The organism is uncultured Arthrobacter sp., from assembly GCF_964021775.1.
Lineage (GTDB): Bacteria > Actinomycetota > Actinomycetes > Actinomycetales > Micrococcaceae > Arthrobacter.
Genome location: NZ_CAXHZI010000001.1, coordinates 182,456 through 201,185, shown reverse-complemented (window position 1 = coordinate 201,185; position 18,730 = coordinate 182,456). Strand labels below are relative to the sequence as shown.

The window sequence follows — 18,730 nt, the reverse complement described above, 5'->3', positions numbered from 1 at the left end:
AAGGGGCCGCGTCAGGTACTGGCCGCTTCGATCCACTCCAGGCTCTGGCCGTGTGGGCCGGCAATGGCCACCGGCAGTCCGTCCTCCAGCAGCAGGAATCGGCCGCGGAGGCGTGAGTCGTCCATTTCCGGGACCACGCTGGACCCGTCTTGTTGCAGGATGACGGTGTGGCCCTCGTTAGAGATCCAGTGGCAGCCCCGGCCCGCGGCCAGCAGGGCGATGGTGTCGCGGAAACGTTCGCGGCCGGCGGCATCGAGATAGGCCATGACCGCACTGTGGAAGACCACCAGAGCGGCGTCCGGCGGGGCCTGCGCCGCCAGCGACACCAGTCGTTCATTGAGGTCCCCGGCGACCAGCAGCGGCGGATCGGCCCGCGCGACGGCGATCGCCTGGCACAGCCGCTCGCGGCGGAAGTCCTGCTCCGGCCAGATCAGCGCCTCCAGCCAGGCGACGTCGTCGGGGTTGCGGATGTCCAACGGGTTCAGGTCGATGCCGGCCCGCCACACCACCGCGGGCAGCGCGGCGGGCAACGGCACCGGCCCGGTCGTGGCGCAGCGCAGCACGGGGTAGCTTCCGGGCGGCGAGGCGGCGGGCGCCAGCCGGGTCACGGCCCCGGCTCCGCCGTCGAATTCGTAGCCGTAGCGGTCAGGGAACAGCGCCAGTCCCGCCGAGGCGCCGACCTCGATGAGGGCCAGCGGACGTCGCTCCGCGGCGGCGATCCGGGCCAGGGAGGGCAGCAGTGCGGCGCAGCGGCCGGTCTCGTTGGTCTGCGTGGACCGGGACAGGACGATCCGCGAGACGTCGTCCCAGCGGCTGTCCAGGAAGCGCCGGAATTCGGGGTAGGGGCTGATCCGGGCGCCAAGGAAGCGGGCGGCAGCGAGCATCAGCAGCGGCTGGCGCTTGGTGTGCGGCCAGCCGTCGATGCGCCGGATCAGTTCCGGATCATCCGCGATGCCCAGCGACCATTCGGCGTAGCAGGCGGAGTTGCCCGGCGCATCAATGGTGCCGAAGTGCCGGTACCAGTCCGCGGTCCCCGAGGGCTCCGGCGCGGGGGACATGCTTAGACCCGGCCTGCGTCCAGCTCGGCGAGGTATTCGACGGCGAAGCGGTACCCGAGGATGCCCGCGCCGGCGATCACGGCCTTGCTGATGTCCGACAGGTAGGAGTGGTGCCGGAACGTCTCCCGGGCGTGCACGTTGGTGATGTGGACCTCGACGGCGGGCAGCTGCACGGCCGTGATCGCGTCGCGGATGGCCACCGAGGTGTGCGTGTAGGCGCCGGCGTTCAGCACGATGCCCACTGCCTTCCCGCGGGCGGCATGGATGGCGTCCACCAGCGCGCCCTCATGGTTGGACTGGAAGCACTCGACGTCGAAGCCGTGCGCGGCACCGGCGTCCTTGGCGAGCTGTTCGACGTCGGCCAGGGTGGCGGTGCCGTACTTTTCGGGCTCACGGGTGCCCAGCAGGTTCAGGTTGGGTCCGTTCAGGACCAGGATGGTGCCGCGGCGCGCGTCGGCGGGGGTGGCTTCGCTCATGCCTGCCAATGTATCGCGTTGTCCCGGACCGCATGCCGATGTTTCCTGCGGCGTTCATCAATCATCGGTCGGCCGGCGCCGGCCAGGCGCCCGTGAACCGGCTGCGAGCTGCCCTATCCGGCGCAGCGCCAGGGCGCAGACCGGCAGGTAGGCAGGCGCCCACCAGGGGACGGTGAAGGTGACCAGGCAGCTGCCGGACTCCGGGACCACCCGGTGGCCGGTGGCGGGGATTCCGGCGACGGACCAGGACCAGTACCGGCCGGCCTCGAACGCCGTCACCGTGTACGGCAGCGACAGTCCGAGGACGGTGCGGACCCTGCCGCGGCTGCCGGGCGCGAGTCCCGCGGGGGCGGCGCCCGCCGGGTCCGGTTCGACGCCGCTGATGGACGGCCCCCACGCCGGCCACTGCGCGGTGTCCGTGAGCAGCCGCCACACCACTTCCGCGGGTGCGGCAACCCGGCGGGTGACGGAGAACGTCACGCCGGCCGGCCGAGGACCGCCAGCGCGGCGCGGTGGCCGCTGACCAGGGCGCCCTGAATGGAGGCCGTTTCCCGGTGGACGCCGCAGACAGTGATCCTGTCCGGCCCCTCCACGGGCTGCCGGGGCTTCAGCGGCGGCGGCTGGGCGGGCAGCGCCTGTGGGACTTCGTGCCTCGCCACCAGCTCCCAGTCGGCCGTGGAAGAACCGAAAAGTTCCCCGGCGTGGCGAAGGACCTCAGCATCGGTGGGTACCGGCCTGCCCGGGCCGAACAGCGCGGACGTCTGGATCAGGTGCCGGCCGGCAGGCGCGTAGCTCGGTGCCGCGTTGGAAATGACGGCAGCGTTGACCAGTGGTCCGCCGGGGCGGGCGCGGCCGTCAAGATAGAGCATGTTGGCGTCGCTGGGGGCCGAGTCGGCGGCGAACCAGTGTGTGAGCGCCCCCTTCATGGCCGGCGCATCGGTCCCGGCGAGCCGGGCGGCGTCGACCGGATCGGCGGCGAGCACCACGTGGCGGGCCCGGATCACCGCATCCGCTGCGGTGACCAGGGCCGTATCTCCGTCCAGGGTGATTGACTCCACCCGGGTCGAGGTGCGGACCGGCGCGGTGAGGGCGTCCGCCAGCTGCTGCGGGAGCGCCTGCATGCCCTCGCGCGGCAGCCCGGGAACACCGGTGGCAAAGACGCGCGCCAGTTGCAGGGCGAAGTCGTTGGAGGTGGTGCCCTCGTCCTCCAGCAGCACCCCGGCGAAGAACCGGTCCACCACTGTGCGGATTCCGCCCGAACAGCCGGCCCGGTCCAGGCCGTCGCGCAAGGCAACATCCGGGCGGCCGGGCCGCCGGCCGCTCCGCCGGAGGGGCCCGGGAACGGCCGGCGCGGCCCAGCGCAGCAGCCCCGCGACGGAGTTCGGGCCCAGGAGACCGCTGCGCAGCGTCTGCAGGATCAGGCCCGGCTCGCGCAGGGGGTGGGCCAGCACCGCCAGGGAGTCCTGCCGCCGGACCCGGACGCCGGCACCGAAGGCCTGCAGCCCCAGCGCGTCGACGTCGACCCAGCGGCGGACCGCCGGGTACGCGGGGTTCAGCACCTGGAAGCCGCGGTCCACCAGGAAGCCGTCGACCCGGTCGGTGCGGATTCTGCCCCCGACGGCGTCGGAGGCTTCCCACACCTGCACCTCGCGCCCGGCGGCCTGCAGCTCCCGGGCGCACTGCAGGCCGGCGAGGCCCGCACCGACAATGAGGACCTCGCACGATTCCGTCATCGCAGCCTGCCTTCCGTGCAGCCCCGGACCGGGTCCCGGCTCACTTCTTGAGTGAGTGCGCGATCTGTGCCATCACGGTGTTGTCGGCCAGGGTGGTGGCATCTCCCACTTCGCGGCCTTCCGCGACGTCCTTGAGCAGGCGGCGCATGATCTTGCCGGAGCGGGTCTTGGGCAGTTCCGGGACGATCAGGATGGTCTTGGGCTTGGCGATCGGCCCGATCTCCTTGCCCACGTGGTTGCGGAGCTCCTGGACCATGGCGTCACCGGAGTCCACCGCGTCCCCGCGCAGGATCACGAACGCCACAACGGCCTGGCCGGTGGTCTCGTCCGCTGCGCCCACGACGGCGGCTTCCGCCACGGCCGGGTGGGACACAAGGGCGGACTCAATCTCCGCGGTGGAAAGCCGGTGGCCGGAGATGTTCATGACGTCGTCCACCCGGCCAAGCAGCCAGATGTCACCGTCGTCGTCCTTCTTGGCGCCGTCGCCGGCGAAATACATCGTGTCGAAGCGGGACCAGTAGGTCTCCTTGAAGCGTTCCGGGTCGCCCCAGATGCCGCGCAGCATGGCCGGCCAGGGTTCGCGGATGACGAGGTACCCGCCGGCGCCGTTGGGCACGGACTCTCCGGCTTCGTCGACGACGTCCACGGCGATGCCGGGCAGCGGGACCTGGGCGGAGCCCGGCTTGGTGGCGGTCACGCCGGGCAGCGGGGCAATCATCTGTGCGCCGGTTTCGGTCTGCCACCAGGTGTCCACGATCGGGGCGGGGTGTTCCTTCTTTTCCCCGTTCTTGCCGGCGTTGGCGCCGATGACCTCGCGGTACCACATCCACGCCTCGGGGTTGATGGGCTCACCCACCGATCCCAGGACGCGGATGGAGGACAGGTCTGACTTCGCCGGGATTTCCTTGCCCCACTTCATGAAGGTCCGGATGGCGGTGGGGGCGGTGTAGAGGATCGAGACCTTGTACTTCTCCACGATTTCCCACCAGCGGCCCTGGTGCGGGGAGTCGGGGGTGCCCTCGTACATGACCTGGGTGGCGCCGTTGATGAGCGGGGCGTAGGCGACGTAGGAGTGGCCGGTGATCCAGCCGACGTCGGCGGTGCACCAGTAGACGTCCGTTTCCGGGTGCAGGTCGAAGACCGCCCGGTGCGTGTACGCCGTCTGGGTCAGGTAGCCGCCGGTGGTGTGCAGGATGCCCTTGGGCTTCCCGGTGGTTCCGGAGGTGTACAGAATAAAGAGGGGGTGCTCGGCGTCGTGGCCGACGGCGGTGTGCTCGGCGGACGCGGTGCCGACCGTGTCGGACCACCAGTGGTCCCGGCCCTCGTGCCAGTCGACGTCCTGGCCGTTGCGCTTGACCACAACAACGTTCTGCACGGTGTGCCCGGAACCGTCGCCCTCATGGGCGAGCGCCTCGTCGACGGCGGGCTTGAGCGCACTGGGCTTGCCGCGGCGGTAGGTGCCGTCGGCTGTGACGACCAGTTTCGCCTCGGCGTCGTCGATCCGGGAGCGGAGCGCCTCGGCGGAGAAGCCGCCGAAGACGACGGAGTGGATGGCGCCGATCCGGGCGCAGGCCAGCAGCGTGATGACGGCCTCGGGGATCATCGGCAGGTACACGGCTACGCGGTCGCCCTTGGCTACGCCGAGGGATTCGAACGCGTTGGCTGCCTTCTTGACCTCTTGGGTGAGCTGCGCGTAGGTGTAGCTGCGGGTGTCGCCGGGCTCGCCCTCGAAGTAGATGGCAACCCGGTCCCCGTTGCCGGCCTCGACGTGCCGGTCCAGCGCGTTGTACGCGGCGTTGATCTCGCCGCCGACGAACCATTTGGCGAACGGCGGGGTGGTCCAGTCCAGCGTCTGGGTGAAGTCCTTGCTCCAGCTCAGCAGCCCGCGGGCCTGCTTGGCCCAGAAAGCCGGCCGGTCGGCGTCGGCCTCCGCGTACTCGGCGGCGGTGACCACGGCGTTGGCGGCGAACTCAGCGGAGGGGGCGAACTTCCGGTTCTCCTGCGACAGGTTTTCGAACGCATCGCCCTGCCGGGGCGCCTGGGTTGCGGTGGTGGTGCCGGGGGTCTGCTGGGACATGGTGAACCTCATCATTCATCGATCCGTGCTGCACGGAACGTCCGTTACACCGCGGCGCCGTGCCGTCTGCGCGGCGTCGGGCATCGGCTGGTCACGGACGTGCCGCAAGAGCTGTTCCGAAATACACACTAACGCGTCGCCCGGACAGAACGTGTGCCCCGTCACAAAGGGAGCCGTGAGCGGTGTTTGTTAAGCGCCAAGTGGTGCAAGGGCCGGGCCGCGGGCACGGTTTAGCCGCGCTTTCACCGGGGCTTTACGCGCAGGGCGAAAGGGCCCGCACGCTGGTGCCGGAGTGGCGGCAGCCCAGCTAGTGATCGGACCTCCACTTGGCTAGGCTGAGATGAAGTTGTGACATCCGATGGGGGCAACAGGACCGCTGGCGGTCCTGTTTTTGCCTGCCGTTAGGCGGCACTGTCCAGGGTGCGGCCACGCTAAGGAGAACAGAATGAACGAGCAAAGCAACGGGCGGCTCCACGCGCCCTCCCGCAACGAGGAGCAGGCCGGTCCGGCGCAGGCCAGCGGGCAAGGGGACCAGCCGCGCTTCACGGTGGACAAGCCGAACTCGAAGAACAACGAGGCGGTCGCGGGGCCCTTCACGGTCCGCGACCTCACCGTCTTCGGCTCCACGCTGGTGCTGTTCATCGCCTCGCTGATCCCGATGTTCGCCGCCCGGTACAACCTGTGGAACCTGGGCAGCCTGTTCTTCCTCGGCCTGGGCGTGCTGCTGCCGGTGATTGTCGCCGCGCTTTTTGTGGCGCGCAGGGTCAGCCCGGGTACGAAAATCCGGATCGGCTCCCTCTCGATCGACCAGTTCGCCTCCGTCGTGGCGTCTTTCAGCCTGGCGTTCTTCTTCCTGGCGACCGCCGGTGCGTTTGTACCCAGCCTGCTGCTGGGCCTCGTGGGTGCGCTGGGACTCTTTACCGCCACCGTGCTCGCGCGGCTGATCCCCAGCCTTGGCGGTGATTTCCTGCACCGCGCCGAAGCCCCTGCCCACGTCGTGGCCCGGGAAGCGGCGGTGCCGGTCCGCAAGCCGCGCGCCCCCAAGCCTGCCAAGCCCGCCGGCGAGGCGAAGAGCTCCAAGGACGGCAGCAGCCCCCTGGCTGGCTGGGCCAAACGGATGGCACCCGGCAAGCAGTCCGGCGGTGCCCAGACCGCGCCGCAGGAGCACGGAGCCCACGGGGCATCAGTAGGTACGGCATCCGGTGCCGCCGGTGCGGCTGGCACTGGCGCCACCGCAGCCTACGCCCGTCCGGCGGCTGCCGAGCAGGCCACCCAGGCGCACAGCGTCCTTCCTTCTGCGTCCCCGACGCCGACGGCCGCCCCCGCCCCGGCAGCCGAAGCCGCCCCGGTAGCCGCTGAGCAGACCCAGGCGGCTGCCGCGCCGGCGGCGTCCGCTCCGGCCGAATCCGCGGTCACCTCTCCGGCGCCTGCCGCGCAGGCCGCCGGCCCGGAAGCAGCCCAGGGCGTGGCGGCCCCGGCCGCCACCGCAGCGGCACCCGCATCCGCAAGCCACGAGGCCCCCACCGCGCTCACCCCGCAGGTCCGTTCACAGGAGCCGATCGGCGCGACCGTGGACCCGGCGACCCGGCCCGAGACCGAGTCGGCCCAACCGGCCTACGAGGCATTCTGGTTCGCCGTCGCCCAGCCCCGCACCGCGGTGGACGAGCGCAGCGGCGCCCCGGCGTTCGTCGTCGAACCCGGCGGCTGGGTCCTCGCCCTTGAGGACCGCGGCCACGAGTTCCTGGTCCAGCACACGGACGGCCGCGTCGGTGTACTGCGGGACCTCAGCAACATCGAACGCGGCTAGCCGGACCGTGGCTACGGCACCCGGCAGCGCACCCGGCAGCGCGGCGACGCCCGGCAACGGCAAGCCCCGGCCGCGGGCGGCAGGGGAGACGCTGCTGGGGCTCAAACGCCGCGCCCGCCGGATCAACAGGGCGCTGGCCGAGCAGTATCCCTACGCCCACGCGGAACTGGATTTCCGCAGCCCGTTTGAACTGGTGGTCGCGACTGTGCTCTCGGCACAGACCACGGACGTGCTGGTCAACCAGATCACCCCGCTGCTGTTTGCCCGGTACCCGGACGCGCGCAGCATGGCCGAGGCGGAGCCTGCGGAACTGGAAGCGATCATCAAGCCCACCGGGTTTTTCCGGGCGAAATCGCGGAACCTGATGGCGCTGTGCACCAAGCTCGTTGACGACTACGACGGCGAGGTGCCCGGGCGGCTGGAAGACTTGGTCAAGCTGCCCGGCGTCGGCCGGAAGACCGCGAACGTCGTCCTCGGAAATGCCTTCGGCATCCCGGGGATCACGGTGGACACCCACTTTGGCAGGCTGGCCCGCCGCTTCGGCTGGACGGATTCGGAGGACCCGGTCCGGATCGAGTCCGACGTCGCCGAACTGTTTGAACCGAAGGACTGGACCATGCTCTCGCACCGGGTGGTGTTCCACGGACGGCGCGTCTGCCATTCCCGCAAACCGGCGTGCGGCGCCTGCGCGGTGGCGAACTGGTGCCCCAGCTACGGGGCGGGCGAGACGGATCCGGAGAAGGCAAGGAAGCTGCTGAAGTACGAGCTGGCCCCGGGGCAGGAAGAGCTGCTCGCGAAGCTGCTGGCCGAGACGCACCGCGCCGCCGAAATCCGGATGGAATCGCAGCGGAGGCCGCGATGACCGCCCGCCAGGACCTGATTGACCTGGTGGCCGCGGTGCAGGCCGGCACCGCGCCGGCGGCGGATCCGCGCTGGCGCGAACTGGTGGTCGAGCCGGGACAACGCGTGCGCCGGGCCGCCGTGCTGATGCTGTTCGGCTCGCTGGATGACGTCCCCGCGACGTCCGTGAAGCTGCTGGCACCGGCGGATCTGGATGTGCTGCTGCTCCAGCGCGCGCAGACCCTCGATGACCATCCCGGCCAGGTCGCTTTCCCCGGCGGCGGCATCGACCCCGGCGAATCCGTCATCGAAGCCGCCCTGCGCGAGGCCGAGGAGGAGACCGGGCTGGACCCGGAAGGGGTGGAGGTCCTGGGCGCCATGCCCGAGCTGGCCCTGCCCCGCGGAAATTTCCTGGTCACGCCGGTGCTTGGCTGGTGGGCTTCCCAGTCGCCCGTCCGGGTGGTGGACTACGGCGAGTCCTCCCAGGTCTTCCGGGTGCCCGTCCGGGACCTGCTCGACCCGGACAACCGGGTCATGGCGACCGTGAGCCGGGCCGGCCAGACGTTCCAGAGCCCGGCCTTCACCGTCAACGGAGTGGTGGTGTGGGGCTTTACCGGGATGATCCTCAACCAGCTGTTCGACCAGCTGGGCTGGGCGGTCCCGTGGGACCGCACCCGGCTCCACGGCATCGACGCATAGCCCCTCTTCCGGTGGTTCGGGGCCGGTGCGCGGGGATCGGGTAACGGCGCCGGCACCGGGTCCCGCTAGCGGACGGCCCGCCGGTTGTCCGGCCGCTGGTAGTCGGGTTTCGCCGCCCCGGCGGCGGAGTTGCCGGCTGCCTTCCCGGCGGAGCGGTCCACGACCAGTCCGGTGGCCGCGTTCTCGCGGACCGCGGTGATGCCGGCGGCCGCCCCCTTGATGGTGTTAAAAAGCGGTGAAACAGCAACTACTGTCCCGTCCGGTGCCGTCAGCCTGAAGAAATACGACTCGTCTCCGGCCGCTGCAATCTCGAATACGCCAGCCACTCTGCTGCCTTCCCGGATCCCTGCCTCGTTGCATGTGCGCCGGCGGAACAATCGGGATTACCACCGGCTTTTTCGAGCGTAACGGGGCCCGCAGAGCGGGCGCAACGCTACTGGCGGGTACGTTACCCCGGGCGTCCTGGCCGCCGTCGGGGTCCGGTTTCGCGGCGCTATTTGGCGTTGTCGTAAGAGTCGACGACGGCGACGCTCACCGGAAATTCCACCGGGATCCGGCCGAACAGCAGCTCCTTGGCGGCGGCCGCTGATTCCTCGATCGCCCGGATACAGGCCTCGACGGCGTCAGCCGGGCAATGGACCATCACCTCGTCATGCAGGAAGAAGACCAGCTCCCCGGCCGGGGCTCCGTCCGCGCGCAGGGTCCGCAGCCGCCGTCGCAGTTCCGCCAGCCAGCAGGCCGCCCAGTCAGCAGCGGAGCCCTGCACCACGAAGTTCCTGGTGAACCTCCCGCGCGAGCGGGCCAGCGCCTCGGCCCGGCGCTGCTCCTCCGCGGTGGCGGACTGCTGGGCGCGCAGCCAGCGTTCCGACGGCGGCGGGCTGCTCCGGCCCAGCCGGGACGTGACGGTCTTCCCCGCCTCGCCCTCGCGGGCGGCCTGCTCCACGTAACCGACGGCGCGCGGGTAGGTGCGGGTCAACTGCGGCATGAGCCGTCCGGATTCGCCTGTAGTGGCGCCGTAGATCGCGCCGAGCAGCGCAACCTTGGCCTTGGCCCGGTCGCCGCCGAAGCCCTGCGCGGCGATGCCGGCGTAGAGGTCCTTGTCGCGGGCGGCCTCCGCCATTTTGGAATCCTGGGCCAGCGCCACCAGCACACGCGGCTCCAGCTGCGAGGCGTCGGCGACGATCAGCTTGTGGCCGGGGTCCGCATGGACGGCGCCACGGATCTGGCGGGGGATCTGCAGGGCTCCGCCGCCGCGCGATGCCCAGCGCCCGGACACCACCCCGCCCACCACGTACTCCGGCTGGAAGCGCCCATCCTTGACCCAGGCGTCCAGCCACGCCCAGCCGTTGGCGGCGTGCAGCCTGGCGAGTTTTTTGTAGGCCAGCAGCGGTTCGATCGCCGGGTGGTTGGATTCCTTCAGCTCCCACTGGCGGGTGCTCTTCACCTCGATGCCGTTCCGGTGCAGGGCCCGCATCAGTTCCTGCGGGGAATCCGGGTTCAGCGCCGGCGACTGCAGCAGGCGGCGGAGTTCGCTGTTCAGGGCCTCCAGTTTGGCCGGCCGGTGCCCCTGGGGCGGACGCGGGCCGAGGTAGTCCGCGAGGATCTGCTCGTGCAGCTCCTCGCGCCAGGGCACGCCGGTGTGCTGCATCTCGGCGGCGATCATGGCGCCGGCGGATTCGGCGGCGAGCAGCAGTTGGAGCCGCTGTTTGCGGCGGTCACCGTCCGGCGCGACGCCGGCCAACGCGTCCTGCTGCGCGGCGTATTCGGCGCGCAGCTGTTCGGGCGTGTGCCTGGGCGCCGAGCGCAGGCCGGGGTCCTCGAACAGGGCCCCCTGGTCCGCTGGCGGGGGAGGCGGCTGCAGCGACCGCGGCGGCTGCTGCACGTCGTCGTCCTGGGTCAGCTTCTCCGCGGTCCGGGCATAGTCGGTGTGCGCGGTGAACGCCGAGTGGGCAAGGATGGCGCCGCACAGGGTGAGGTCATAGCAGCGTTCCAGCTCGACGCCCGCCGCCAGCAGGGCCGGGTACCAGTCCTGCGTGCGGTGCCAGATCCAGCGCGGGCGCTGCAGTTCCAGCTGATGCACGACGCCGGGCAGTTCGGCCGCGCTGACCAGGCGCGGTTCCGGGGCGGCGGGGTCGGGGGCTCCTGCCGGGGTGAGGCGTTGCAGGGCTGAGCCGTCGGCGTGGGCGGCGAGCAGCAGATGCATAGGCTCAATTCTGCCCTGTCCCTCTGTCAGCGGAGGACCGGCTAGCATGGGTCTGCCCGGGGGAATTGGCCGCGGTTTTCCACATAGCCGTCGGCGGCAGGTCCCTGCGGCGTCCGATGCGCCCAAGGTGGTGGCATGAGCCGACACCAGCTATCCGAGCCCGTGAACGTCCAACCCGTAACCCGGGCCGAGCAACCCGGGCCCCAATCCGGGCCCGAGACCCGGGCCCAAGCCGACGCGTGGCTTCCCGAAGAAGCGGCGGAGACGCTGCTGGTCACCGGATCCGAGGTCCTGCGCGGCGAGGTGGAGGCGATCGTGGCAGCGGCCGGGCGGCGGCTGACACTGGCGCGGGACGCCGCCGAAGCGGCCCCGTTTTGGGACTCCGCGGTCGCGGTCCTCGTCGGCAGCGACGTGCCGGAACTGCCGCTTCGACGCCGGGCACCGGCGGTCCTGGTGGGATTGAGCGGCGAGGGGGACAGCCTCTGGCAACTGGCCGCGGCCATGGGGGCCGAGCGGGTTGCTGTCCTGCCCGAAGGCGGTTCCTGGCTGGCCGAGTACCTCAGCCGATCGCACGCCCCGGACCCAGGCGGGCACGTCCTCGGAGTCATTGGCGGCTGCGGCGGAGCCGGGGCCTCCACCGCCGCGATCTGGCTGGCCCAGGCCGCCGCGGGGATGGGCGCCCGCGTCCTCCTGGTCGACGGGGACCCCTGGGGCGGCGGCCTTGAACTGGCCCTCGCCGCCGAAGAAGAACCCGGGCTCCGCTGGCCGGATCTCGCAGAGGCCAGCGGCAGCATCGACCCGGACCAGCTCCACGAGGCGCTGCCCGAAGCGGGCGGCTTCTCCTTCCTGTCCTGGCCGGGCAACCGGGAACGGCCCCAGGCCATCGACCCGGCCGCGGTCGCCGGTGTGCTCGACGCCGCGCGGCGCTGCTACGAGCTGGTGGTGCTGGACATCGGCCGCGGACGCGAGGCACTGCGGACCTTTGCCTGGGAGTGCGACCGGGTCGTCGTGGTGCTGCCCGCCCAGCTCCGGGCCGCGGTGGCATCCGCCCGGTTGGTGCCGGAGCTTCCGCCGGTGGAGACCGCCCTGGTGGTCCGGGCGAAACCCGGGGCCGCCTTCGACTACCAGCTGATTTCACAAGCCGTGGGGCTCCCGGTGCAGGGCGTTATGCCCGAGCTCCGGGGGACGGCCGCCGCCACGGAGCTCGGGCGTCTGCTGGACACCGGCGGTCGGCGCAGCGTGCAGCGCTTCACCGAAGCGGTCCTGGCCTTCAGCGGGGCCGGGTTCGCGTGAGCTCCTATCTGCCGGCGGAGCCGCCGGACCCGGCAAGCCCGCCGTTCCGCGCGCAGCTGCGCCCGCCTCAACGGCGGGTGGATGCGCGGCTGCTCGAGGCGGTCCGCGAATCGGTCATGGCCGACGCCGGCCCGGTCACCCCGTCACGGGTTGCCGCGGCCGTGCAGGCCAGCGGCAAGCTCCTCGGCACCGCCGGCGCCCTGGCCGCCGTCGAAAGCATCAGCGCCGAACTGAACGGGTTGGGACCGCTGCAGCTGCTGACGCGCGACCCGCTCGTGACGGACATCTTCGTCAACAGCCCCGGCTCCGTGTGGCTGGACCGGGGCCGCGGCCTGGAACGCGCTCCAGTCGCCTTTGCCAACGAGGCCCAGGTCCGTGCGCTGGCCGCCCGGCTGGTAGCCGCAGGCGGCCGGCGGCTGGATGACAGCTCGCCCTGCGTGGATGTCAGGCTCGACGGCGGCTATCGCGTCCACGCTGTCCTGCCGCCCATCTCCACGTCGGGAACACTGCTGAGCGTGCGGATTCGCCGCGAATCCGTCTTCTCCCTGGACGAGCTCGGCCGGGCCGGCATGTTCGGCCCGTTCCTTCAGGACGTCCTCACCCGGATGGTGGAGCGCCGCCTGAGCTTCCTGCTGAGCGGGGCCACGGGTTCCGGGAAAACGACGCTGCTCGCCACGCTGCTCGGGCTCTGCGAACCGGGGGAGCGGCTCGTCCTGATTGAGGACGCCTCCGAGCTGAATCCGGTCCACCCGCACGTAGTTTCCCTTGAATCGCGCCACAGCAACCTTGAAGGCGGCGGCACGGTTGATCTCGGCGAGCTGGTGCGGCAGGCCCTGCGGATGCGGCCCGACAGGCTCATCGTCGGGGAGTGCCGCGGCGCCGAGGTCCGCGAGCTGCTCGCCGCGATGAACACCGGGCATACCGGCGCCGGCGGCACCATCCACGCCAACACCGCGGCCGCGGTCCCGGCCCGGTTGACGGCGCTGGGCGCGCTCGCGGGGATGGGGCCGGACGCCGTCCGCCTGCAGGCCGCCAGCGCGCTCGACGCCGTCGTCCACCTGGAACGCACGCGGTTCGGGCGTCAGGTGGCGTCCGTGGGGCTGGTCGGGGAAAACAGGTCAGGCCTGGCCGTCGACGTGGCGCTGGAGACCGTCGGCGGCGAGGTCCGTGCCGCTCCCGCCTGGCCGGAGCTGGCAGCCCGCCTGGGCCTGGACCCGGCCACGGCAACCGGAACCGGCGGGGCCACAGCGGTGCCCGGAAAAAGCGGGACACCGTGACCGCCGCCCTGGCCGGGATACTGGCCTTGGCGCTGTGGCTAGCGTTCGCGCCGCGGGGCGTGGCCCGACGGCGGATGCGGCGGGCCCTCCCCGAGGCCTTCGCGGGGACCGCCCGGCGGCCGTCGCCCGGGCATCCCGGCCGCACCCGGCGTGGGCATCTGGCGGCTGGGCGCAAAAACACCGGAGCCGCGCCGGGGGTCCCCATGACCGTGCTGGTCCAGCAGCTGGCCGCACTGCTGAAGGGCGGCCGGACGCCCGCCCGGCTGTGGGAGGAACTCTGGCTGCTCTACGGTGACGAGCACCCGCCGGACGGCGGCCCGGGCGCCGCCGTCAGCCGCCACCGGGGCTCGGGCCGGACCGGCGCCCTGGCTGCTTCGTCGCGGGAAATCCGGGCCGCTGCCCGCGTCGCGGCCCGGACGGGATCCCCGGTCTCCGCGGCAATCCGCGCGGCGGCCGCCCGGGAGGCCGGGAGTGCTGCCCGCCGCGGCGCCGGCCGGACGGAGCAGGCGGTCTGGGTGGAACTGGCGGCCTGCTTCGACGTGGCCGAGGCCAGCGGTTGTCCGCTCGCCGACGTCCTGACACGGTTCGCCGCCCATCTGGAGGCCGAGGACGACGCCGAAGCCGCCCGGCAGACGGCACTGGCCGGGCCCAAGACCACCGTCCGGATCCTGACTTGGCTGCCCTTCCTGGGACTCGGGCTCGGCCTCCTGCTCGGCGTGGAGCCCCTAGCCATCCTGTTCGGGACACCCCTTGGCCTGGCGGCGCTCGGCGCGGGGCTCGCCCTCACCGCCGCGGGCCGGATCTGGTCCGCCCGCCTCGTCCGGTCCGCGGCCGGGGCGCAGTGGTAACCCCGCGGTGATCCCCAACCTCGGCGGTCTCACGGTCACCGCCCTGCTGGCTGCCGCCGTGGTCGTGGCGCTCGCGGACCACCATCGCTCCGCTTTGCGCTGGAAACGGCTGGGCCTGCGTGCGCCCGGCAAGGCGGTCGCCGGAGTCAAAACCGGCGCCGAGGACACTGCGGCCACCGACGCAGGACTCCGGGACCCGGCCATGATGCTGGAACTGATCGGCGCCATGCTGGATGCCGGAGCCGGCCTGGGCCGATCGCTTGAGCTTGTTGCCGCCCACGCCGCCCCCGGTCTTGGCCGGCCGCTGGGTCCGGTCGTCTCCGCCCTGGCGATCGGCGCGGACTGGGAGACGGCCTGGCGGAGCTCCCACAGCTTCCCCGCGCAACTGCTGGCGCTGCGTGATGCCCTCGGATTCGCTGCGCTGACCGGGGTGCCGTCCTCGGCGATTCTGTACACCCAGGCCGCCCGGCTGCGGCGCGAGCATTTCCGCGCTGCCGAGCGGCGGGCCGCCGCGTTGGGCGTGCAGCTGGTCATACCGCTGGGCCTGTGTTCGCTGCCGGCCTTCGTGTGCCTGGGAATTGTTCCGGTCCTGCTCGCCATGCTCCCCAACTCCTCCTGACCGCTGCCCGGTCGTTGCGACTGTTCCTCCACAGCCGGACTTTTCCACTTGGCCGCCCCGCGGCCTTACCGGCGCCGCGCCTGGACGCGAGATTGGAATCAGCCGGTCTGTGCGCCGGAATCTCCCGAGAGGAAAGCCCATGACATTCCACCGAAATGCTCCCGCCGGCCCTGACCGCGAGCCCGCCGACACTGGGACCGCTGAGGTGCGGGAAATCTACCCCGGCGCCCGGCAGGACCCGCCGGTGCAGGTCCCCTCCCGGAGACCGTGGAGACGGAAGATGTTCCCCGGTTCCGAGACGGGGATGGCCACCGCCGAATACGCCATCGCCACCCTCGCTGCCGTGAGTTTTGCGGGTCTGCTCGTATTGATCATGCGCAGCGACGAGGTCCGGGGGTTCCTGCTGAACCTCATCCGCACCGCCCTGGCGCTGCCGTGACCCGGCCGCCGCGGGGTGCCGCCACCTGCAGCCGGGCTGCCCGCGTCGGCGGGCGCCCGGGCGCCCGCCGGCCGGACCCGCCGCCGCGGCCGGTACGGCCGGAGAAACCCGACGCGCCGTGGCCAGGCTGGCGTCCCGGCCGGGGCGCGGCACAGTCCCGGGGTGCGGTGACCGCGGAGTTTGCCGTCACGCTTCCTGCGGTTGTGCTGCTCCTGGGTCTGTTGCTGGCGGGGTCCGCGGCGGGACTGACGCAACTACGCCTGGAAGAAGCCGCCCGGGCCGGCGCAAGGGCGCTGGCGCGCGGTGAAAACGCCGCCGCTGTCGGGGGCATCGTCCGGCAACTCGCGGGGGATTCGGTCCTGACGGCAGTTGCCTCCGATGGCGTCTGGCTCAGTGTGAAGGTGTCCGGAACCGTCAGCGGGGCGGTGGGAACGCTGGTCCCGTGGACCCTCACCGCGACGGCCTGGGCGCGGAGTGAATCCCCGGGCGCGGCGGAGGCCTCCGTTCCGGGGACGGCGCCGTACGTCCTGGGCCGGGGCGCGTAATGCCGGCCCTGGCCCGGGAGCCGGAGCTGGGTGCGGGCAGCGTGCTCGCGCTCGGCCTGGGGATGGTGCTGCTGCTGGCGATGACCGCCGTCGTCCTGCTCGGCCAGGCGGCCGTGTCGGCGTCGAAGGCCGCCACGGCCGCGGATCTGGCGGCACTTGCGGCCGCGGACGCGGCCCGTGGACTCTCCGCCGGCGAGCCGTGCGCCGTCGCCGCCGAGGTTGCCGGCCGGCACGGTGCGGGGCTCCTGGCATGTTCGGTCGAATCCGGCAACACCGTCCAGGTCCGCACCGAACTTCACTTCCGCACGGTGTTCGGTCCGGCCACCGGACTCGCCAGGGCCGGGCCGCCCCCGGTGGAGGGCGGCGGAACGGCAGAACCGGGCACGGGGTAGGCGGTTGCCGGCCTAAACCGGTTGGCCGGCGGGTTGCTCCGCGGGCGGAGCGCCCTGCTCCCCGGCCGGGCCGCCCATGAGATCGGTGGCGTCGGTCAGCAGCATCTCAAGCAACGTGACGGCGGCGTCCTTGTCCAGCGGGTTGTTCTTGTTGCCGCACTTGGGGGACTGCACGCAGGACGGGCAGCCGGACTCGCATTCGCAGGCCTTGATGGCGTCGCGCGTCGCGGAGAGCCACACCCTGGCTTTGTCGTAGCCGCGCTCGGCGAAGCCGGCGCCGCCGGGGTGGCCGTCGTACACGAAAATGGTGGGCACCCCGGTGTCCGCGTGGATGGCCGTCGACACCCCGCCGATGTCCCACCGGTCGCTGGACGCCACCAGCGGCAGCAATCCGATCGCTGCGTGCTCGGCCGCGTGCAGCGCCCCCGGGAACTGCGCCTCGATCAGCCCGGCCCCCGTCAGGGACCGGTTGTCCATCACGAACCACACCGCCTTGGTGAACAGGTCCCGGGCGCCCAGCTGCAGCGGTTCCTCGCCGAGGATCTCGTTCGAGATGAGCGCCTTGCGTTGGAAGGAGACCACCTGTGTCGTTACTTTCACATCGCCGAAATGCACCGCCACGTCGCCCCATTGGGTGGTGCGGAGCGTCTCCAGGACCTCGATCTGGGTCACGTCGCGCGCAGTCGTGTAGTAGTCGGGGTTGGCCCGCCGCACCACGACGCAGTGATCGTCTTCGTTCAGGTCCTCGACGACGTAGCTTTCGCCCTGGTGGACGTAGACGGCGCCGGTGTGCGCCTGGTAGTGAGTCTGGGGTGAATCCATGGTGCCGAGCAGGGACCCCGTGTCGGCATCCACGATGCTGACCGGTCCGCCGCCGTCGGCGCGCAGGTTCACCATGGCCGCGGCGCTCTGGGGGTGGGTCCAGAACCAGCCGGCCGGACGTTTACGCAGGTAGCCCTGGGCGACCAGCTGGTCCAGCAGTTTTTCGGCGGTCGGGCCGAAGAGTCCGAGCTCCGCGTAGCCCAGCGGCAGTTCCGCCGCGGCAGCGCAGAGGTGGGGTCCGAGGACATAAGGATTGGAGGGGTCGAAGACCGTGGCCTCCACTGAGACGTCGAAAATTGCCTCGGGGTGGTTCACCAGGTAGGTGTCGAGCGGATCGTCACTCGCGACGAAGGCGGCAATGGCGTCCTGTCCGGCGCGGCCGGCCCGGCCGATCTGCTGGAACAGCGACGCCCGGGTTCCCGGCCAGCCGGCCACCAGGACGGCGTCGAGGCCCGAGATGTCGATGCCGAGTTCAAGCGCGGAGGTGCTCGAAACGCCCAGCAGCTCACCGGAACGCAGCGCCTTTTCCAGGGCACGCCGTTCCTCCGGCAGGTACCCGGAGCGGTACGCCGCGACCCGCTGGGGCAGGCTGGGATCCACCTCGTCGAGGAGCCGTTTGGTGATTGAGGCGATGGTCTCGGCCCCGCGGCGCGACTTGATGAACGCGATGGTCCGGATCCGGGAGGAGACGAGGTTGGCCAGCAGGTCCGAGGTTTCGGCCACGGCGGTCCGGCGTTCCTTAGCGCCATTTTCGCCGCGCAACTCGGTCAGGGCGGGTTCCCAGAACGCCACGGTGGTGGCGCCGTGCGGCGAGCAGTCTTCGGAGACCGCCCGGACCGGAGCGCCGATAAGCCGGCCGAAGGAGGTCCCGGGGTCGGACGCGGTCGCCGAGGCGGCGATGAACACAGGGCCGGGATGGGAGGCGCCGGGACTGTAATAAGCACAGATCCGCCGCAGCCGGCGCATCAGGTTGGCCACATGCGAACCAAACACACCACGGTAGCTGTGCGCCTCGTCGATAATCACGTAGCGCAGCCGCCGGAAGAAACGGGCCCACCAGGCATGGTTGGGCAGGATGCCGAAGTGCAGCATGTCCGGATTGGCGAGGATGACGTTGGCGTGGTCCCGGATCCACCGGCGGGACGCGGGGTCGGTATCGCCGTCATAGGTCTCGGCCCGGACGGTGGGGAGCCTCAGTGAGCGGATGGCGGCCAGCTGGTCGGCGGCCAAAGCCTTGGTGGGGGAGAGGTAGAGGGTAACGGCGCCGTCGTCGTGGATCTTGCCGGGATCGGCGAGGACGCGCAGCTCGGAGCGGTGGACCGCGTCCAGCGCCGGCAGCTGATAGGCCAGGGATTTGCCGGAAGCGGTCCCGGTGGCGATCACAACGTGTTCGCCACCGTGGGCGAGTCCGGCGGCCTGCACCTGGTGGCGGTAGGGCTCGTGGATGCCCAGCGAACCGTAGGCCTGCACCAGATCCGGGTGGACCCACGCCGGCCACGGCTCATTGACGGCCTGACGGGCCGGAATCGTGCGCACATGCCGCAGCTGCTCCGGGTCCGGGCCGCGGCCCAGCAACGGGATCAGGGACTCGTGTGGATTCAC

General features: G+C 71.6%; 18 protein-coding genes. 10 read left to right on the top strand and 8 right to left on the bottom strand.

The features are described from left to right. Window positions 1-11: 11 nt before the first annotated feature. The 5 genes from ABIN76_RS00920 to acs are packed head-to-tail and all read right to left on the bottom strand — an operon-like array spanning window position 12 to window position 5,344. Window positions 12-1,058, bottom strand: coding sequence for a DUF2332 domain-containing protein (locus tag ABIN76_RS00920; RefSeq protein ID WP_346957839.1), 1,047 nt, complete (start codon window positions 1,056-1,058; stop codon window positions 12-14). 2 nt (window positions 1,059-1,060) lie between these two features. Next, window positions 1,061-1,534, bottom strand: a complete 474-nt coding sequence (gene aroQ / locus ABIN76_RS00915; RefSeq protein ID WP_346957838.1) for a type II 3-dehydroquinate dehydratase — start codon at window positions 1,532-1,534, stop codon at window positions 1,061-1,063. A 57-nt stretch (window positions 1,535-1,591) separates the two neighbouring features. After that, window positions 1,592-2,014: an SRPBCC family protein gene (locus ABIN76_RS00910; RefSeq protein ID WP_346957837.1), complete on the bottom strand. Its 423-nt coding sequence runs from the start codon at window positions 2,012-2,014 to the stop codon at window positions 1,592-1,594. Beyond that, window positions 2,011-3,267 (bottom strand): NAD(P)/FAD-dependent oxidoreductase, encoded by a 1,257-nt coding sequence (locus ABIN76_RS00905; protein ID WP_346957836.1) that lies wholly within the window; start codon window positions 3,265-3,267, stop codon window positions 2,011-2,013. The genes ABIN76_RS00910 and ABIN76_RS00905 overlap by 4 nt, the downstream gene beginning before the upstream one ends. A 40-nt stretch (window positions 3,268-3,307) precedes the next feature. Next, a complete protein-coding gene (acs, locus tag ABIN76_RS00900) occupies window positions 3,308-5,344 on the bottom strand; it encodes an acetate--CoA ligase (protein ID WP_346958033.1) in 2,037 nt (678 codons plus the stop codon). Between the two features lie 445 nt (window positions 5,345-5,789). Between acs and ABIN76_RS00895 the strand changes: the two genes are divergently transcribed. The 3 genes from ABIN76_RS00895 (at window position 5,790) to ABIN76_RS00885 (ending at window position 8,690) form a co-directional block, all read left to right on the top strand. Then, window positions 5,790-7,151, top strand: coding sequence for a hypothetical protein (locus tag ABIN76_RS00895; RefSeq protein ID WP_346957835.1), 1,362 nt, complete (start codon window positions 5,790-5,792; stop codon window positions 7,149-7,151). A 91-nt stretch (window positions 7,152-7,242) separates the two neighbouring features. Next, window positions 7,243-8,013, top strand: coding sequence for an endonuclease III (nth, locus tag ABIN76_RS00890; protein ID WP_346958032.1), 771 nt, complete (start codon window positions 7,243-7,245; stop codon window positions 8,011-8,013). Further along, window positions 8,010-8,690, top strand: coding sequence for a CoA pyrophosphatase (locus tag ABIN76_RS00885; protein ID WP_346957834.1), 681 nt, complete (start codon window positions 8,010-8,012; stop codon window positions 8,688-8,690). Before nth ends, ABIN76_RS00885 begins: the two co-directional genes overlap by 4 nt. Before the next feature lie 65 nt (window positions 8,691-8,755). Here the strand turns inward: ABIN76_RS00885 and ABIN76_RS00880 are convergent, their stop codons facing one another. After that, window positions 8,756-9,016, bottom strand: coding sequence for a YegP family protein (locus ABIN76_RS00880; protein ID WP_346957833.1), 261 nt, complete (start codon window positions 9,014-9,016; stop codon window positions 8,756-8,758). A gap of 167 nt (window positions 9,017-9,183) precedes the next feature. Next, a complete protein-coding gene (locus ABIN76_RS00875; RefSeq protein ID WP_346957832.1) occupies window positions 9,184-10,893 on the bottom strand; it encodes a bifunctional 3'-5' exonuclease/DNA polymerase in 1,710 nt (569 codons plus the stop codon). Window positions 10,894-11,028: 135 nt separating this feature from the next. Between ABIN76_RS00875 and ssd the strand changes: the two genes are divergently transcribed. The 7 genes from ssd (at window position 11,029) to ABIN76_RS00840 (ending at window position 16,306) form a co-directional block, all read left to right on the top strand. Further along, entirely contained in the window at window positions 11,029-12,186 is a 1,158-nt protein-coding gene (gene ssd / locus ABIN76_RS00870) for a septum site-determining protein Ssd (RefSeq protein WP_346957831.1), read from the top strand. Between the two features lie 56 nt (window positions 12,187-12,242). Then, a complete protein-coding gene (locus tag ABIN76_RS00865; RefSeq protein WP_346958031.1) occupies window positions 12,243-13,463 on the top strand; it encodes a TadA family conjugal transfer-associated ATPase in 1,221 nt (406 codons plus the stop codon). A 203-nt stretch (window positions 13,464-13,666) separates the two neighbouring features. After that, a complete protein-coding gene (locus ABIN76_RS00860) occupies window positions 13,667-14,311 on the top strand; it encodes a hypothetical protein (protein ID WP_346957830.1) in 645 nt (214 codons plus the stop codon). Window positions 14,312-14,318: 7 nt separating this feature from the next. After that, a complete protein-coding gene (locus ABIN76_RS00855; RefSeq protein WP_346957829.1) occupies window positions 14,319-14,930 on the top strand; it encodes a type II secretion system F family protein in 612 nt (203 codons plus the stop codon). Window positions 14,931-15,069: 139 nt separating this feature from the next. After that, on the top strand, window positions 15,070-15,369 hold the full coding sequence (locus tag ABIN76_RS00850; RefSeq protein ID WP_346957828.1) for a DUF4244 domain-containing protein: 300 nt from the start codon (window positions 15,070-15,072) through the stop codon (window positions 15,367-15,369). Window positions 15,370-15,536: 167 nt separating this feature from the next. After that, complete coding sequence (locus ABIN76_RS00845; protein WP_346957827.1) at window positions 15,537-15,914, top strand: TadE family type IV pilus minor pilin; 378 nt, start codon at window positions 15,537-15,539, stop codon at window positions 15,912-15,914. Next, a complete protein-coding gene (locus ABIN76_RS00840; protein ID WP_346957826.1) occupies window positions 15,914-16,306 on the top strand; it encodes an Rv3654c family TadE-like protein in 393 nt (130 codons plus the stop codon). Before ABIN76_RS00845 ends, ABIN76_RS00840 begins: the two co-directional genes overlap by 1 nt. A 12-nt stretch (window positions 16,307-16,318) precedes the next feature. Here the strand turns inward: ABIN76_RS00840 and ABIN76_RS00835 are convergent, their stop codons facing one another. Beyond that, complete coding sequence (locus ABIN76_RS00835; RefSeq protein ID WP_346957825.1) at window positions 16,319-18,730, bottom strand: DEAD/DEAH box helicase; 2,412 nt, start codon at window positions 18,728-18,730, stop codon at window positions 16,319-16,321.

Excerpts from the sequence above, each read along its gene's own strand:
- ABIN76_RS00920 (WP_346957839.1), bottom strand. The coding sequence starts at position 1,058 with ATGTCCCCCGCGCCGGAGCCCTCGGGGACCGCGGACTGGTACCGGCAC.
- aroQ (WP_346957838.1), bottom strand. The coding sequence starts at position 1,534 with ATGAGCGAAGCCACCCCCGCCGACGCGCGCCGCGGCACCATCCTGGTC.
- ABIN76_RS00905 (WP_346957836.1), bottom strand. The coding sequence starts at position 3,267 with ATGACGGAATCGTGCGAGGTCCTCATTGTCGGTGCGGGCCTCGCCGGC.
- acs (WP_346958033.1), bottom strand. The coding sequence starts at position 5,344 with ATGTCCCAGCAGACCCCCGGCACCACCACCGCAACCCAGGCGCCCCGG.
- ABIN76_RS00895 (WP_346957835.1), top strand. The coding sequence starts at position 5,790 with ATGAACGAGCAAAGCAACGGGCGGCTCCACGCGCCCTCCCGCAACGAG.
- ABIN76_RS00885 (WP_346957834.1), top strand. The coding sequence starts at position 8,010 with ATGACCGCCCGCCAGGACCTGATTGACCTGGTGGCCGCGGTGCAGGCC.
- ABIN76_RS00875 (WP_346957832.1), bottom strand. The coding sequence starts at position 10,893 with ATGCATCTGCTGCTCGCCGCCCACGCCGACGGCTCAGCCCTGCAACGC.
- ssd (WP_346957831.1), top strand. The coding sequence starts at position 11,029 with ATGAGCCGACACCAGCTATCCGAGCCCGTGAACGTCCAACCCGTAACC.
- ABIN76_RS00860 (WP_346957830.1), top strand. The coding sequence starts at position 13,667 with ATGACCGTGCTGGTCCAGCAGCTGGCCGCACTGCTGAAGGGCGGCCGG.
- ABIN76_RS00850 (WP_346957828.1), top strand. The coding sequence starts at position 15,070 with ATGACATTCCACCGAAATGCTCCCGCCGGCCCTGACCGCGAGCCCGCC.
- ABIN76_RS00840 (WP_346957826.1), top strand. The coding sequence starts at position 15,914 with ATGCCGGCCCTGGCCCGGGAGCCGGAGCTGGGTGCGGGCAGCGTGCTC.